At 60.6% G+C, this 16489-nt stretch carries 16 protein-coding genes; 4 read left to right on the top strand and 12 right to left on the bottom strand.

The features are described from left to right. Window positions 1-4 precede the first annotated feature (4 nt). The 5 genes from WCL58_RS21175 to WCL58_RS21155 form a co-directional block, all read right to left on the bottom strand. Complete coding sequence (locus WCL58_RS21175; protein WP_060425102.1) at window positions 5-1456, bottom strand: efflux transporter outer membrane subunit; 1452 nt, start codon at window positions 1454-1456, stop codon at window positions 5-7. A gap of 28 nt (window positions 1457-1484) precedes the next feature. Continuing rightward, window positions 1485-2003 (bottom strand): transcriptional repressor MprA, encoded by a 519-nt coding sequence (gene mprA, locus WCL58_RS21170; RefSeq protein ID WP_025160249.1) that lies wholly within the window; start codon window positions 2001-2003, stop codon window positions 1485-1487. Window positions 2004-2165: 162 nt separating this feature from the next. Next, window positions 2166-2513 carry an L-valine transporter subunit YgaH gene (gene ygaH / locus WCL58_RS21165; RefSeq protein WP_033635704.1) on the bottom strand — a complete coding sequence of 116 codons (348 nt, stop codon included), beginning with the start codon at window positions 2511-2513 and terminating at the stop codon, window positions 2166-2168. Beyond that, window positions 2503-3249 (bottom strand): AzlC family ABC transporter permease, encoded by a 747-nt coding sequence (locus WCL58_RS21160; protein WP_336851566.1) that lies wholly within the window; start codon window positions 3247-3249, stop codon window positions 2503-2505. Before WCL58_RS21160 ends, ygaH begins: the two co-directional genes overlap by 11 nt. A 121-nt stretch (window positions 3250-3370) precedes the next feature. Further along, entirely contained in the window at window positions 3371-4570 is a 1200-nt protein-coding gene (locus tag WCL58_RS21155) for an MFS transporter (RefSeq protein WP_033632267.1), read from the bottom strand. A 104-nt stretch (window positions 4571-4674) separates the two neighbouring features. Between WCL58_RS21155 and WCL58_RS21150 the strand changes: the two genes are divergently transcribed. Next, a complete protein-coding gene (locus WCL58_RS21150; protein WP_038872847.1) occupies window positions 4675-5553 on the top strand; it encodes a LysR family transcriptional regulator in 879 nt (292 codons plus the stop codon). A gap of 30 nt (window positions 5554-5583) precedes the next feature. Here WCL58_RS21150 and proX read toward each other — a convergent pair whose 3' ends face one another. From proX to proV, 3 genes are all read right to left on the bottom strand, one after another. After that, window positions 5584-6585, bottom strand: coding sequence for a glycine betaine/L-proline ABC transporter substrate-binding protein ProX (proX, locus tag WCL58_RS21145; RefSeq protein ID WP_033635697.1), 1002 nt, complete (start codon window positions 6583-6585; stop codon window positions 5584-5586). 70 nt (window positions 6586-6655) lie between these two features. Beyond that, window positions 6656-7756, bottom strand: a complete 1101-nt coding sequence (gene proW, locus WCL58_RS21140) for a glycine betaine/L-proline ABC transporter permease ProW (protein ID WP_336851565.1) — start codon at window positions 7754-7756, stop codon at window positions 6656-6658. Next, a complete protein-coding gene (gene proV, locus WCL58_RS21135) occupies window positions 7749-8951 on the bottom strand; it encodes a glycine betaine/L-proline ABC transporter ATP-binding protein ProV (protein WP_084827238.1) in 1203 nt (400 codons plus the stop codon). The genes proW and proV overlap by 8 nt, the downstream gene beginning before the upstream one ends. A gap of 126 nt (window positions 8952-9077) precedes the next feature. Between proV and WCL58_RS21130 the strand changes: the two genes are divergently transcribed. Further along, complete coding sequence (locus tag WCL58_RS21130) at window positions 9078-9341, top strand: hypothetical protein (RefSeq protein WP_139159287.1); 264 nt, start codon at window positions 9078-9080, stop codon at window positions 9339-9341. Window positions 9342-9357: 16 nt separating this feature from the next. Here the strand turns inward: WCL58_RS21130 and WCL58_RS21125 are convergent, their stop codons facing one another. Then, a complete protein-coding gene (locus WCL58_RS21125) occupies window positions 9358-10044 on the bottom strand; it encodes a response regulator (protein ID WP_048234594.1) in 687 nt (228 codons plus the stop codon). A 32-nt stretch (window positions 10045-10076) separates the two neighbouring features. After that, window positions 10077-11669 (bottom strand): sensor histidine kinase, encoded by a 1593-nt coding sequence (locus WCL58_RS21120; protein ID WP_336851564.1) that lies wholly within the window; start codon window positions 11667-11669, stop codon window positions 10077-10079. Between the two features lie 326 nt (window positions 11670-11995). On the opposite strand from WCL58_RS21120, the gene WCL58_RS21115 reads away from it, so the two are divergent. Continuing rightward, the gene (locus WCL58_RS21115; protein ID WP_033635692.1) at window positions 11996-13351 is read left to right on the top strand and encodes a 2-hydroxycarboxylate transporter family protein; all 1356 of its coding nucleotides are present in this window, start codon (window positions 11996-11998) and stop codon (window positions 13349-13351) included. Between the two features lie 98 nt (window positions 13352-13449). On the opposite strand, the gene WCL58_RS21110 is transcribed toward WCL58_RS21115, so the two are convergent. Further along, window positions 13450-14421 (bottom strand): patatin-like phospholipase family protein, encoded by a 972-nt coding sequence (locus WCL58_RS21110; RefSeq protein ID WP_336851563.1) that lies wholly within the window; start codon window positions 14419-14421, stop codon window positions 13450-13452. A 206-nt stretch (window positions 14422-14627) separates the two neighbouring features. Here WCL58_RS21110 and WCL58_RS21105 point away from each other — a divergent pair, with 206 nt between their 5' ends. Continuing rightward, entirely contained in the window at window positions 14628-15572 is a 945-nt protein-coding gene (locus WCL58_RS21105; protein WP_336851562.1) for an MBL fold metallo-hydrolase, read from the top strand. 12 nt (window positions 15573-15584) lie between these two features. Here WCL58_RS21105 and WCL58_RS21100 read toward each other — a convergent pair whose 3' ends face one another. Continuing rightward, entirely contained in the window at window positions 15585-16478 is an 894-nt protein-coding gene (locus tag WCL58_RS21100) for a LysR family transcriptional regulator (protein ID WP_197658742.1), read from the bottom strand. Between the last annotated feature and the right edge of the window lie 11 nt (window positions 16479-16489).

Genomic DNA, 16489 nt, shown 5'->3' with positions numbered 1-16489 from the left:
ATTATTATGCTTTCGAATCCGCTGCGGCCGGGGCCTGATAGCCACCGCCCAGCGCGCGGATCAGTCCTATCTTCGCCTGCAGTAAATTGCTGCTGGCATTCAACTCCGCCTGTTGCTGCTGTAATAGCTGCGTCTGGCTGGTCAACAGATCGTCGCGTCCGATAATCCCTGCCTGGTAACGGGCGTTGGCGACCTGATACACCTGTTGCATCGACTGGGCCGCGGACGCCGCCTGCAGCTGCTGTTGCGCAGAGCTCTGCTGGATGGTGATGGCGTCGGCGGTTTCCTGTACCGCATTCAGGATGGTTTGGTTGTAGGATTCCACCGCTTCGTCATACAGCGCGGATTCCTCGCCCAGCTTGCTGCGCAGCGCCCCGGCGTGGAAGATCGGCAGCGAAATCGCCGGCATCACGTTCCAGGCCTGGCTGGCCGCTTCAAACAGATTCGGGCTGGTGCCACTGGTATTGGTGGTCATCAGGCCGGCGAAGGCTGAAATGGTCAGGCTGGGGTAAAACTCTTTACGCGCGGCACTGACGCGCTGGCTGTAAGACTCCACCAGCTGGCGTTGCGCGGCGATGTCCGGGCGTTTGCCCAGCAGATCCGCCGTCAGCTCGCCCTGCGGCGCCATCAGGTTGTCTGCGGGCAACGGCACCTGACGCAGGTGCTGCATGGCGTTCGGCCCCTGGCCGGCCAGCGCGGCGAGCTGGTGTCTGAGCTGCTCGATCTGCGATTGCAGCTGCAGGATCTGCTGCTTGGCGACGTCGGACTGCGCCTGGGTTTGTTGCGGCACGTCGACGCCGGTCAGGCCGGCCTGATAGCGCTGTTGGCGCAGCGCGGTCAGGCGCTCATTGTTGTTCACTTCCTGCTGCAGCAGCTTTTCGAGCGCCAGGTTGCTCTGCAGCTGATAATAGGCGGACGCCACCGAACTGGTCAGCGTCAGCGCCGCTTGTTCCTGCTCGGCGCGCGCGGCGTTGACCTGCGCCTTGGCGGCGTTCACCTGGTTGCGGTATTTGCCCCACCAGTCGAACTCGTACGCCAGGTTCAGCCCCAGCGAATTGGAGCTTTCGTAGATCGGCTTATGCGGATACCCCAGCCCCATATTGACGTTTTGCGGCACGCGCTGGCGTTGGGTGCTGGCGTTCAGATCCAGGTTCGGCCCGTTGGCGGCGCTGGCTTCACCCACCACGCTCTGCGCTTCGCGCACGCGGGCGGCGGCCTGCCGCAGGGTCGGCGAGCTTTGCAGCGTCTGCGTCATCAAGGCGTCCAGCTGCGGATCCTTGAGGGCGCGCCACCACTGCGGGCTGACGGCCAGCGAACTGACTTTCGGCTGAGCCAACTGCAGGCTCTGCGGATCCATCAGCGTGGATTGCGGGGCAATATTATCGGTCGAAGCACACCCGGCCAGCAGCAACACGGCGAACAGCGGGGTGAATCTCCAGTTAAATGGGGATCGCATAAGTAGGTACCTGAACAGAAATTGTGAATTAGGATAACTGTTCTGTGATTTCCATTTGATCCAGACGTGCCAGCAATTTGCGCGTCAGCTGTTCCAGCTGTTTTTGCTCATCGTCGGTCAGCGTGGACCACAGGAAATGCAGACATTGGTGCTGCGGCGGCAGCAGTTGACTGAGAAATTCTTCCCCCTGCGGCGTCAGATGCAGATGCAGGCAGCGGCGATCGTTGTCGCTTTCCCGGCGCTCGATCCAGCCGCGTTTCTCCAGCTCGTCGGCGATGCGGGTCGCATTGGTGCGCGAGGAGCCTAAGGCAGAGCTTAGCTCAGAAGGTTGGATGCTGTGGCTTTCCTGCGCATCCAGGGTGATCAGCGCCATAAACAGTGTTTCGTTAATCCCCTGCGCCTTCAGCATCTTATTGCGGTTTTCCAGCAGCTTGCCTTGCATGTGCATGCACAGGCGGGTCAGCAGGATTTCCTGATAAGGGAAATCTTTCTGCCGGGTGGCGCGGAAATTCAGCATTTGTTCTATGGGGGCAAACGAACTTTCCATAATTTAGGGCCTCATTAATTTCGTTCGAGATAGTAACGACGGTGACTAATAATGTAAATGTTCAGCCGTGCGGATAATTTAGCAATTCGTGTCATTTGTCAGTGTTTGTAAAGATGTGACGCATGAAAACGCCAAAGTGAAGCCAAACGATCGGGAGCGGCGTCAGCCCGGACCGAAAAGCATTAACAGCTTTAATGTGACGCCAAAGGCCGTCGCGCCGAGCAGCGTCGACAGAATGATGCTTTTGCTGCGATAGAAGCACAGCGCCAGCGCGGCGAACCCTACCAACGTCGGCAGCAGCTTGTCCGGTTCGCGCATGACGACCGGCGTGCTGGAGACTACCAGCAGGGCGCAGATCGAGGCGATGCCGATGCTGTCGAGCAGCAGGGCGGCTTTACCGCGTTTGAGGCCGGGCTGGGCGCGCGCCGGCGCCAGCCGCAGCGGCAGATAACGGAACAGGTAATTGGCGCAGCCCACCACCAGGCCGATCACCAGCACATCAGTGTTCATGGTTGGCCTCCGCAGGGGCGGGCTGGAACAGGGCGGCGACGCAACCGGCGCCGATACCGGCCAAAATGGCGACCGGAATGGAGAACAGCACCACGCCGAGCAGCGCGCCGGCCAATGCGGCAGCAATGGTCAGGCTCTGCGGGCGCCGGAAGGCGGCCAGCAGGAAACTGAGAAACAGCGCCGGCAGCATGAAGGCCAGCGAGGCTTCGATCACCGGGAACTGCTCCAGCGGGCCGTTGCCGAACAGCGCGCCGAGCGCGGTGCCGGCCACCCAGGAAAGCCAGGAACAGAGCGCGATGCCCAGCATCCAGTTTTCGCTCCAGCTGCGGTTATTGCGCATCAGCCTGGCGGTAGCGGCGGCGAAGACCTCATCGGTCAGGCCAAAGGCCCACATCGCCGTTTTACCGGGCGACATGCGCGAGACGATGCGGTGGCGCAGCGCCGGGCCGTAGAGCAGGTGGCGCACATCCATCGCCATCACCGTTAACGCGGAGACCCACAGCGACATCCCGGCGCTCAACAGGGCGGTGATCACGAACTGGCTGGCACCGGCGTAGATAATGCAGGAGAAGAAAATGCTTTCCAGCGGGGAAAAGCCCAGTTTGACGGCACTGAGGCCAAAGGCGAACGCCACCGGGACATACCCGATGACGATCGGCAAACTGTCGACGACGCCGTTGGCGAAGGTGGCGCTGACGGCGGGCGGATTGAGGCTGTCTGCAGTTTGGCTTTGCATGGTTGTGGGTCGCAGGGTAGATAGGACTTCAATAGTTTATGCCCAGAACATTACCAGAGAGTAAGTAATGTTTATACCCTGCACCGTTAATAAATTTCTTAAGTGACTATTTGCACGATAATCAGATTGTCGCCGGCCCCTGCGGATCGTGGTGCTTGCCGAGCCACCAGGTCAGCAGGTTGAGCAGGCATAACACCCCGCCGGCGGCGGCCACGCCGTACCAGCCGGCATGCTGATAGGCCGAGGCGGAGAGCAGTGAACCGAGGGCGCCGCCGATAAAGTAGCTGGTCATATAGCCGGCGGTCAGGCGGTTGCGCGCGTCCGGCATGATGCGGTACATCACGCTCTGGTTGGTGACGTGTACCGCCTGCACCGCCAGATCGAGGATCAGGATGCCGGCGATCAGCGCCCACAGCGATTGTTTGGCGAACGCGATAGGTATCCAGGACAGCAGCAGCAGCACCAGGCCGACGGTGGTGGTCAATCCGGCTTTGCCCTTGTCCGCCAGATGCCCGGCGCGTGAAGCGGCCAGCGCCCCGGCGGCGCCCACCAGGCCGAACAGCCCGATCACCCCCTCGGAATAGTTGAACGGCGGCGCGGCGAGCAGAAAGGCCATGGAGGTCCAGAGCACGCTGAAGTTGGCGAACGACAGGGCGCCGAGGATGGCGCGGGTGCGCAGCAGCGGCGTGCGGCAGAACAGGCTGAAGATCGAGGCCAGCAGCTGCGGGTAGTTCAGCCCGGAGTGTTGCTTATAGCGCGGCAGCGCGCGCCACAGGATCAGCGCCATCAGGATCATCAGCACGCTGGCGACCCAGTAGATGGTGCGCCAGCCGCCGAACGATGCCAGCGCGCCCGCGACGGTGCGTGCCAGCAGGATGCCGAGCAGCAGGCCGCTCATGATGATGCCGACGGTCTTGCCGCGCTTTTCCGGGTGGGCCAGCGTGGCGGCCAGCGGCACCAGAATCTGCGCCACCACCGAGAACAGCCCGGTGAGCGCGGTGCCGAGGATCATCATCGGCAGGGTGGCGGAGGTGGCGGTGATCAGCATGCCCCCGGCGGCCAGCAGCGTCATGAACACGATCAGCCCGCGGCGCTCGAACATATCGCCGAGCGGCACCAGCAGCAGCAGCCCGGTGGCGTAACCGAGCTGCGCGGCGGTCACGATAAAGCCGGCCTGATTGACCGACAGGTTGAAGCCGGTGGCGATGGTTTCCAGCAGCGGCTGCGCGTAATAGTTGCTGGCGACCGCCAGGCCGGTAGCGATGGCGATCAGCACGGTCAGCGCCGGGCTGAGGCCCGGGTGGGCGTTTTGTTGGCTCATGGTTTTTTCATCACGGGAGAAGATGGCGCGCAGTATCCGGCAACGCACGCCGGGAAACCAATGTATAATTTTCATTTTATTTATCTCATTTCAAGATAGATGCCATGAACCTGAAACAGATCCGCTATGCGCTGGCGGTGGCGGAAGAGCTGAACTTTACCCGGGCGGCGCAGCGCTGCCATACGGTGCAGTCGGCGCTGAGCCACCAGATCGCCAAACTGGAAGAAGAGCTGGGCTGTACGCTGTTTGAACGCACTTCGCGTCGGGTGCGGTTGACCCCCGCCGGCCAGGCTTTCGTGGCCCCTGCGCAGCGCCTGTTGGCGGCGCAGCAGGCGCTGGTGGAGGAGGTGACGGCGGCCGACGGCGCGGTGTCCGGCACCCTGACCATCGGCACCATTTCAACGATAAACGTGATGGCTCTGACCGAAAGGCTCGACAAGTTTCATCGCCACTATCCGGCGGTGAATATCCGCCTGTACGTCGGCATGAGCGAAGCGCTGCTGGAGGACGTACGCCAGCAAAAATGCGATATGGCGTTCGTCGGCATCTGGCCGGGCGATGCCGATCTGCTGCCGATGTCGCACCGGCAGTTGGCCGATGAGCCGCTGGTGGCGCTGGTGGCGCCGCAGCATCCGCTGGCCGGCCGCGAGCGGGTGAACCTGCAGGCGCTGGCGGAAGTGCCGCTGGTGGATTTCTACAGCGGCACCGGCGCGCGGCGCCAAACCGATCGCGCCTTTCAGGCGGCGGGCATTCGTCGGCACGTCAGTTTTGAAATCGATCATATCGAATGGCTGGAGAATTTGGTGCGGCGCGGGCTGGCGGCGGGCATCGTACCGATTTCGACCGCGCAACGCTTAAGCGCGCTGGTGTCGATTCCGATTGAAGACGGGCCGCGGCGCCAGGTGTATTGCATTTGGCCGCAGCCCATGTCGACTATCGCCGAGCGCTTTTTGCATTTCAGCGGCATCGATATGGCGGGGTAGGGGCGCGGCACTGGCGGCGCCCCTGAACGGTTACGGCTTCGCCGCTTCGGCGGCGGTTTTCACCCAGCCGTCGAAGGTGGCCTGGTGCGCCTTGATCCAGCCGTTGACGTGGTTCTGGATGTCGGCTTCCGAAGCCTGGCCTTCATGCATGCGCAGGTTTTGCGCGTTGATGTCGGCGATCGGCAGCTTCATGATGGCGAACAGCTTGGCGGCCGCCGGATTGGCTTCGGCCCACTGCTTGTTGGCGGCGATGCGCATGGTGTTGACCGGGAAGCCGTAGTTGGCGCCGTTAGGCAGCTTGGTGTCGACGTTCTTTTGCTCGCCCGGCAGGGAGGAGAACGGCACCTGCAGCCAGACCACGTCGCGCCCCGGCACCATCACATCGCTGACCCAGTACGGCGTCCAGGTGTAATACAGCACCGGTTTGCCCTCTTTGTAGCGGGTGATGGTATCGGCGATCATCGCCGCGTAGTTGCCCTGGTTGTGTTCGACGGTATTGCTCAGGCCATAGGCCTTGATGTGGTGGTTAATCACCGCTTCGCAGCCCCAGCCCGGGGTGCAGCCGGTCAGATCGGCCTTGCCGTCGCCGTTGGTGTCGAACAGCTTGGCGATCTTGGGATCCTTGAGCTGCTCGACGTTGGTGATGTGGTACTGTTCGGCGGTTTTCTTGTCGATCAGGTAGCCCTGCGCGGCGCCGTTGACGTAGACGCCTTCGCGGTAGAACTTGGCGTCGCCGCCGGCGGCCTTGTACTGATCGGCGTGCAGCGGATCCCAGTTGACCGCGATAAAGGTCGCGTCGCCGGAGGCGATCGAGGTGTAGGCGACGTTGTAATCCACTTCACGCGGTTCCTTCACGTCGTAACCCAATTTTTCCAGCGCCTTGCTGACCAGCAGCGTCTGGAACGTCTCTTCGGAAATGGTGCTTTGCACCGGCTGTACCGCGATCCCCTTGCCGGGTAAATCTGCCGCGCTCACGCTCTGTGAGCCAATCAGCGTCGTCAGGGCGAGAGCCCAGATGCCCGTAGTGCGCATAGTGTTTCCCCTTTTTTCGATGTGGTGGTGTCATAGCCCGCCGGGGCCGCAGCCGCCGGCGGGAAAAGCGTCAGGCCTGTTTGATGAACGGGCGAGTCAGCAGCCCGATGGGGCCGCGGCGATACCAGCGGCTGATGCCTTTGCTGCGGCGATCGCGCCCCAGCGATTGGGTGAGGCGATCGAGAATGATCGCCAGGATCACGATGCCGACGCCGCCGACGGCGGCCAGGCCCATGTCCAGCCGGCCGATGCCGCGCAGCACCATCTGGCCCAGACCGCCGACGGCGATCATCGAGGCAATGACGACCATCGACAGCGCCAACATCAGCGTCTGGTTAACGCCGGCCATGATGGTCGGCATCGCCAGCGGCAGCTGCACCTTGAACAGCAGCTGGCGCGGGCTGGCGCCGAAGGATTCGGCGGCCTCGATCAGATCCTCCGGCACCTGCTTGATGCCCAGAATGGTCAGGCGCACGATCGGCGGCAGCGCGAAGATGATGGTCACCACCACGCCCGGCACGTTGCCGATGCCGAACAGCATGACGATCGGCACCAGGTAGACGAAGGCCGGGGTGGTCTGCATGGCGTCGAGCAGCGGTCTAATCATCTTGGCGGCATGCTTGCTGCGCGCCAGCCAGATGCCGAGCGGCAGGCCGATAAGAATGCAGAAGAACAGCGCGGTCAGCACCAGCGCCAGCGTGACCATCGCCTGCGACCAGGCGCCGATAGCGCCGATCGCAACCAGGGAGAGCAGCGTGGCGGCGCCCATGCCGAGGCCTGAGACCTGCCAGGCGAGCAGCGAGAACACCAGAATGGCGATCGGCGCCGGCATGCCCTGCAGCAATTGCTGGAAGCCGCTCAGGATCATGTCCACCGGCACGCGGATGCCCTGGAACAGCGGGCGGAAGTGCAGCACCAGCCAGTCGATGCCTTGCGTGACCCAGGCGTCGAACGGCACCCAGGCTTTGTGGAACGGATCGAGCAGGCTGAAGTGTTCCGGCTGCGCCGGGGCGCCGCTGAGCCAATCGGCGCCTGACGCGGCGGCGTCATGGGCGGCCGGCGGCGGCGCGCTGGACCAGGCGTCGCCGGCGTTGGCGGCGGCATCGTTTGCGGCGCCGGTATCGGCCGGTGCGGTAGCCCAGGGATCTTGGGTTTGCGTGGTATCACTCATTGGCGGAGCCCTCCTTGTCCAACGCCTGCAGCAGCATGGCCTTGGAGATGATGCCGAGATAGTTATGTTCTTCGCACACCACCGGCACCGCGCACGGCGCCTGGGCGACCAGGGAGATTAGATCGCTGAGCGGCGTGTCGGCCGGCACGGCGGCGGGGGCCTCGAGCAGGGCATCGTCCAGCGTTTGATTGGCGGACAGCGCCTTTTTCAGCGACTCTATCGACACCACGCCGATAAATTTCTTCCCGCGTTCAACCACATAACCATAGTCCCGGTCCTCATCGCGCAGCAGCTGCAGCGCCGAACGGGGGCCAAAACCGGGGGTTTTGCGGATCAGCGTCACCGGGCGCCGTTGGGCGATATCCTTGGCGTTGAACACATGACTGATGTCCACGCCGCGGAAGAAGGTGCGCACATAGTCGTTGGCCGGGTTATTCAGGATCTCGTCCGGGGTACCGACCTGGATCACCTCACCGCCCTGCATGATGGCGATGCGATCGCCGATGCGCATCGCTTCGTCCAGATCGTGGGAAATAAACACGATGGTGCGTTGATGCTGGGCCTGTAATTTCACCAGCTCATCCTGCATTTCGGTACGAATTAACGGATCGAGCGCCGAGAAGGCTTCGTCCATCAATAATATATCCGGGTTATTGGCCAGGGCGCGGGCTAATCCCACGCGCTGGCGCATACCGCCGGATAATTCATCCGGATAAGACAGCGCATAATTCTCCAGCCCGACCTGGCGCAGGGCATCCAGCGCTTTTTCCTGGCGCTCCTGCAGCGGTATGCCGGCTAATTCCATACCGAAGGCGGTATTATTCAGGACATTCATGTGCGGCATTAACGCGAATGACTGAAATACCATGCTGATCTTATTTCGCCGCACGGTGCGCAGCGCGGTGTCGGATATTTTGGCGATGTCCTCACCGTCGATCAGTACCTGACCGCGGGTGGGTTCTATCAGACGATTGAGAAGGCGTACCAGGGTGGACTTGCCGGAACCGGAGAGCCCCATGATGACAAATATCTCGCCTTCTTCAATGGCCAGAGTGGCGTCTTTTACGCCGAGCGATAAGCCGGTTTTTTCAAACAGCCGATCTTTTGTCAGACCTTTATCCAGCAGTTTGAATGCGCGTTCCGGGTGTTCGCCAAATATCTTATACAGGTTCTTTACTTCAAGTTTAATTGCCATGCAATTTGCTGTTTCCTCTGGTTTAATTAAAGCGATATGAGCTGTCCTTAGCAAAATAAAAGAGCTTTTTACCCTAACACAGTGAATATCTGAGACAACCCTGAATGTCGTTTAAATGGGATATTAGTGGTTTACATCAAGGTTTTAATTAGTTATGGTAATTTGGCCCGCGACTCAAAATTGACGGCCGTTATTCGCCATAATGGATTGGTTTTGGGGGAAATAACGCGGCGTGAAGCAATGGGATATTTCGCTTCTGCGTCTGCCGTTCGGATAATAAAAAACCCGACCAGAGGCCGGGCAAAAGTCATCAGTATTTCATCAGTTTTAACGACAGGTGCCGATATCGAGGGGGATATCGTCGGGCGCTATGTTATCGCCGTAATATGACAGCCAGATGGCAGCCTCAGGCCTTGCGATACAGCCGCCGCGGATGGCCGATATTGCCGTACAGCATCTCCACCCGCACGAACTGGGTGGCGACGCAATATTCCAGATAACGGCGGGCGGTGGTCTTGCTGATGCCGACCTGCTCCACCACGTCTTCCACCGCATGCGCCACCGCCGGCTGGGCGATAAACAGCGCCTGCACCAGCTCGAGGGTATTGGTTTCGATGCCTTTGGCGCTCGGCTCGCTGGAGAACTGCTTCGACTGCAGGTTGTACAGCGCATCGACGTTGTCCTGATCGATAATCTTGAAGGTGCGCTGGGTCTGCACAAACTGCATGAAGCGTTCGAGCGAATTGCGCAGCCGCTTGTAAGACACCGGCTTGATGATGTAGTCGAAGGCGCCGTTGCGGATCGCCTGGCTGCAGGTATGCATGTCGCTGGCGGCGGTGATGAAGATCACCGAGCAGGCGGGGTTCTTCACCGCCGGTTCTTCCATCAGCTCGATGCCCTGGCCGTCCGGCAGGAAGTTATCCAGCAGAATCAGCCGCGGCTGATGCGTATTGGCTTTGGCCCGCGCTTCGGCCAGCGTGGCGGCGTAAGCCACCACCCGTAGGTTGAAATTTTTCTCGATGAACTCCGCGTGCAGCGTCGCCAGTTGCGGCTCGTCTTCCACGATCAGAACGTCCAGTGCTTGGTGTGACATAATCGGGTGCTCAAAAAATCGGGTTATGGGTTTTATTTAGGGATAAATATAGAGAATATCGCGCCGTGCGGCTCGTTGTCCGACACTTCTATGCTGCCGTGCGCCTGCGCCACGTGGCTGGCGACCAGATGCAGGCCGATGCCGTGGTCGCTTTTATCCGCTTTGGTGGTGACGCCCTGTTCAAACAGCGTATCACGAATCTCCTCGGCGATGCCGGTGCCGCGATCCGCCACCTCGATCACCAGCTCGTCGCTGCCGTCGCTGATATAAAGCTCGATCGCTTCGTGCGGGGCCGGGTAGTGCAGCGTCGCCTCCACGGCATTATCCAACAGGTTGCCGACGATCGACATCAGTTCGGTCTCATTCAGCGCCGCCGGGATCTGCCGCAGCTGGCAGGCCGGATCGAAGCGCAGCTCGATGCCTTTTTCTCTGGCGCTGGAGTATTTGCCCAGCAGCAGGCCGCACAGCGCCGCCGAGCTGAAGCGCTGCGAGATGAAATCGAGGATTTCCTGCGCGCCCTCCGACTGGGCCTCCACGTAGCGGATGGCCTCGTCGTAGCGCTGCATATGCAGCAGCCCGGCCAGCGTGGCGGTCCAGTTCAGCTGCTCGTGGCGCATGATGCGCAGGTTGTCGGCATAGCGTTTCACCTGGCTGAGCTGGCTGCTCAGGGTATTGATATCGTTCTTGTCGCGGAAGCTGATCACCCAGCCTTGCAGCTCCTGTTCCTGCATGATGCGCACCCGGCTGGCGATCACCCGCACGTGGTTGAAGCGGCACACCTCGTCATGCGTATCCTGGCCCAGCTGCGCGGCGGCGAAGAAGTTCGGCTGCGCCTGGATCACGTCGCCGATCGGCCGGCCCAGCAAGCCGGCGGCGGGCTGGTGCAGATCCAGCAGCTCGCGCGCCGCATGGTTGATGGTGATGATCCGCAGCTGCGGATCGATGGCGATCACCCCTTCATAGATGGCTTCCAGCAGCGCTTTTTGCTGGCGAACCAGCAGCGCGATCTCTTTCGGCTCCAGCCAGAACATCTGGCGCTTGAGGTTTTTCGACAGCAGCCAGGAAAAGACGAACAGGGCGATCAGCAGCAGGACGATGGAGCCGATAATTTGCGTCAACGTCCTGGCATTTAAATTATCGATATGCGATTTCAAATAGCCGACGGAAACGATGCCGATCACGCGATTATTTTCATCCACGATCGGCGCCTTGCTGCGTAATGAAACGCCAATGCCGCCCTTGCGAATGGAAATAATGCTTTTTCCTTCCAGCACCTCTTTATTATCGCCGCCGATCATCGGCGTGCCCAGGCGGCCTTCATATTCGGAATGATAAAGGTGGCGGGCATGATTATCGCCGATGACGATATAACTGGCGTCGCTGCTGGCGCGGATTTTTTTCATCAGCGCGGCGATCCGGGCGTCGTCGTTGTTCTCCACTGCGTCCACCAGCGAAGGAATGAGGGCGATTTCCCGCGCCTGTACCTGGGCGCGGGCGCCGAGATCGCGGTGCAGCTGCGCATCCAGCTGGTAATAGGTATAGGCGCCGATACAGGTCAGCAGCAGGCAGGAGAAGGCCACCAGGCACAGAAACAGCTTGATTTGAAATGAGAGTTTGAGGCGCATGGCGGTGCTTCACCGTAAAGAGATCCTGAAGCCTTACCCTATCACGAGAAGCGGGGTCTGTTATATTGCGCCCGATCAACTTGTGATCCCTCACACGGGATTAGAGTGAACCGGACAAGAATTGTTCGTCTGCGATAAAGTTGATAAGCTTTAAAATAAAAACGGTATTAACACCATTAAAACCACGCCGGTTTTTACATAATCTTAATTAACCCCATAGAAACCATAACCACCATTAAAAACCCTTTTTAACTTTGAACATAATCACAGCAGATAATCCGTGCGCTTCTCTATGATGGCTGAACAAACTAATAAGAGGCCAGATTATGAGCACAACAGATGATTCTTACCTCGTAGCCAAAGACAAGGCCGCCGATATTCCTCTGCGTGAGAAATGGTGGCGGATACTGGACAATTATAAAGTAGGGATTATTCCGTTACCGTTCTTTATTCTGGCCGGCGTATTGATTCTGCTCGACTGCCTGGAAGGCAAATTGCCGAGCGATATCGTGGTGATGGTGGCCACCCTGGCGTTCTTCGGTTTCGCCTGCGGCGAATTCGGCAAGCGCCTGCCGCTGATCGGCAAAATGGGCGCGGCGGCGATCTGCGCCACCTTCATTCCTTCTGCGCTGGTGCACTACGGCCTGCTGCCGGACGTGGTGGTGGAGTCGACCACCAAGTTCTACAAATCGACCAACATTCTTTATCTCTACATCTGCTGCATCATCGTCGGCAGCATCATGAGCATGAACCGCCAGGTGCTGATCCAGGGCTTCCTACGCATCTTCATTCCGATGCTGTGCGGCGAGATCGTCGGCATGCTGGTGGGGATGGGCGTCGGCATGGCGCTGGGCCTGGAGCCGTTCCAGATCTTCTTCTTCCTGATCCTGCCGATCATGGCCGGCGGCGTGGGTGAAGGGGCGATCCCGCTGTCGATGGGCTACGCGGCGATCCTGCACATGGAGCAGGGCGTGGCGTTGGGGCGCATTCTGCCGATCGTGATGCTCGGCAGCCTGACTGCCATCGTCATCGCCGGCCTGCTCAACCAACTGGGCAAGCGTTATCCGCACCTGACCGGCGAAGGCAGCCTGATGCCGAGCAAGCAGGGCGACAGCGACATGAACGCGGTGGAAAAAATCAGCGGCAAGGTGGACGTCAGCACCATCGCCTGCGGCGCGCTGCTGGCCATCCTGCTGTATATGGTAGGCATGCTGCTGCACCGCCTGATCGGTCTGCCGGCGCCGGTGGGCATGCTGTTCGCCGCCGTGGCGGTGAAGCTGGCGCACGGGGTGTCGCCGCGCATTCAGGAAGGCTCGCAGGTGGTGTACAAATTCTTCCGCACCGCCGTGACTTATCCGATCCTGTTCGCGGTCGGCGTGGCCATCACGCCGTGGCAGGAGCTGGTGGACGCGTTCACCGTACAGAATCTGATCGTGATCGTCACAACCGTCAGCGCGCTGGTGGCGACCGGTTTCTTCGTCGGCAAGAAAATCGGCATGCACCCTATCGACGTGGCGATCGTCTCCTGCTGCCAGAGTGGGCAGGGCGGTACCGGCGACGTCGCTATCCTCACCGCCGGCAACCGCATGTCGCTGATGCCGTTCGCCCAAATCGCGACGCGTATCGGGGGCGCTATCAACGTCTCGCTGTCGCTGCTGGTGTTGGCCAAGTTCTTCGTATAACTCCTATAAATCCTTAGCGTTACTTTGCCTTTCCCCGCCCCCGCGGGGATTTTTTTTGCCCGCGCGCCGGCCGTACGCGCGGGCAGGGATAATACCGGTTACGCTGCCTGTTTCATGGCGGCGTCGTACCAGGCGAAGTAGCGCTCTACGCCGCGGCGGCCGGATTCGATCAGCGCGCGTTTCTTCTCCTCGCTGATGCCGAACTCCAGCGTGCCGACGTCGAGCGTGTCGACATACACGGTGCGCTTCCAGTCGTCGCTGTCCAGGTGCACCTTGGTTTGGATGTCCAGCATCACGTTGGCCACCGCCAGGGTGAAATCAAACAGGTTGTTGACCGGCGTGCGCGGGCCGGCCTGCCCGGCGGCCTGGGCGATTTCGCCGGCGGAGTCCAGGCGAAGGCCCAGGGTGCGGGTGTTGATGCGCTGGCTGGAACTGTCGATATAAGGCGGCGTGGCGGAAAAGTCATAGTCGAACAGCCGCACTGGGTAGTTGTCGATCATGCCGCCGTCGAAGCACAGATCGCCTAGGGTATTGTTCTTCGCCACGAAGGCGAACGGGAACGACATCGAAATACGCAGGCCGTCCGCCACTTTCATGCGCGGCGTGGTGCGATGCGAATAGACCTCGCGCTGGCCGCTGTTGAGGTTGGCGCCGATAAAGTAAATCGACTTGAACCCTTTCGCCGCCTTCATCGCTTCGAACTGCTCGAAGGTAATATCCGGCTTGCCGGTATATTGCTTGATAATATCGCGCGACCATTGATAGAAATAATCGCCGGGCGCGATGCCGTATTGATTGAACAGGCGGTAGGCGTCTTGGAGCGTACCGAAAAAGCCGCCGTTATAATCGAGGAATTTTTTAAAATCCATCGCCGACAGAATTTTGGTGACGTCCGCCGAGCTGCAGCCCAGGCCGACCAGCAGCGCGGCGATGGCGCCCGCCGAGGCGCCGGAGGTTTGCTTGATCTGCGGCATGATGCCTTTGGCTTCCAGTAATTCCAGCGCGCCGCCATAGGCGATGCCTTTTACGCCGCCGCCTTCAAAGACCAGATTTTCGAATTGATAGTTCATGATATTTCCTCACTCTTGGTTTAGGGAGTAAGAAAAATAACCAAGTGGCGAGCGAGAAAATATGGATTGGGGTTGTGTGGCTCGGCAAACAAAATTATTCATAATAAATATATTATTTATATATTTATCAAAGGCATTTATTAAACAGGCGCATCGGGCCTTTTGCGTCAATACTTAGCGCTGTCCAATTCTCGCAAGGAGTCATCATGTTCTGGAAACGTTGTCTGCTGGGCGCGGCGCTGGCCGTTATGTCATTACAGGCCGGGGCCGCCGCGCCGCAGGCCAAAACCCCGACGCCGGGATTTTATCGCATCATGCTGGGCAGCTTTGAAGTGACCGCGCTGTCCGACGGCATTATTCGTTTGCCGGCGGACAAGCTGTTGCTGAACACCACGCCGCAGCAGATCGCCGCCGGGTTGGCCGAGCGGCATCAAAGCCTGCCGGTGGTCACCTCGGTCAATGCCTATCTGATCAATACCGGCGATAAGCTGGTGATGATCGACAGCGGCGCCGGCCAACTGCTGGGCGACGGCCTGGGCAAGCTGGTGGATAACCTGCGTGCGGCGGGCTACCAGCCGGAGCAGGTGGATGAGATCTACCTGACCCACATGCACCCGGACCACCTCGGCGGCCTGACGCACGACGGCAAGGCGGTATTCCCCAATGCGGTGGTGCGCGCCGCCAGTCAGGACGCGGACTTCTGGCTAAGCGCGGACAAACTGAAACAGGCCGGCGCGGGCAGTAAAAGCAACTTCGAACGGGCCCAGGCGGTGATCAAGCCTTATCAGGCGGCCGGGCACTTTAAGCCATTCAACGGCGACGGCGAGCTTTCGCCGGGCATCGCCGCCTTTGCCGCCCACGGGCATACGCCGGGCCACAGCGTCTATCAGGTGACGAGTCAGGGCAAAAAGCTGCTGTTGCTGGGGGATCTGATCCACGTAGCAGCGGTACAGTTGCCGCATCCGAAGGTGGCTATCAGCTTTGACAGCGACGCCAAGGCGGCGGTTGCTCAGCGGCTGCGGATATTTGGCGACAGCGCGCGGCAGAGCGAACTGGTCGGCGGCGCACACCTGTCGTTCCCGGGGTTGGGGTATCTGAACCGCCAGGGCGACGGTTACACCTGGGTGCCGTTGAACTACGGCGCGCTGTAACGCACGCTCTTGTTATCGGTTCCGCTCGGCGAACACCCGGCTGAACCAGTCGAGAAACACGCGCACCCGCGGCGACAGCTGGCGGTTGCGCGGATAAAGCAGCGAGACCGGCATCGGAGGAGAAGGCCAATCCGGCAGCAGCGGCAACAGGCTGCCGTCGGCGAGATCGCCGCGCAGGTGATAGCGCGGCACCTGAATGATGCCCAACCCGGCGCGGGCGGCGGCGACCAGGCTCTCCGCCGCGCTGACCGATACCGTCGCCGGCAGCGTGATGGGCTGCGCTTGCCCCGTCACCGTGAACGCCAGCGGCATTAACGCGCCGGTCGCCGAAGAGCGAAAGCCCACCATGCGGTGATGGCGCAGATCGTCCAGGCTTTGCGGCGTGCCGAAGCGCTGCAGGTAGGCCGGGGCGGCACAGGTCACCTCTTCCAGCTCGCCCAGGCGGCGCGCCACCATGTCGCTGTCCCGCAGTTTGCCGACGCGCACCACGCAGTCGATGCCTTCCCGCAGCGCGTCCACCAGCCGATCGCCTTCGCTCATATAGAGCTCGATATCCGGGTATTGCGCCAAAAAATCAGGCAAGTCGGGCAACAGAAAATGGCGCGCCAGCGTGCCGTGCACCTCGATGCGCAGCAGCCCGCGCGGTTTGGCGCCGGCGAACGCCATCTCCGCCTCTTCGATGTCCGCCAGAATGCTCAGACAGCGCTGATAGTAGGCTTCGCCGTCCAGCGTCGGGCTGACGTGGCGGGTGGTGCGCTGCAGCAGCCTGACCTGCAGCCGGGCTTCGAGCTGTTTGATGGCGTCGGTCACGGTGGAGCGCGGCAGGTTCAGATCCTGCGCCGCCTGGGTAAAGCTGCGTTGTTCTACCACGCGGGTGAACAGGCGCATAGCGTCGATTCTGTCCATAATTGTTCGTT

This window comes from Serratia sp. TMDUHS_CL, from assembly GCF_037137105.1.
GTDB classification, from domain to species: Bacteria; Pseudomonadota; Gammaproteobacteria; order Enterobacterales; family Enterobacteriaceae; genus Serratia; species Serratia nevei.
This window is presented reverse-complemented; position numbering and strand designations above follow the sequence as displayed.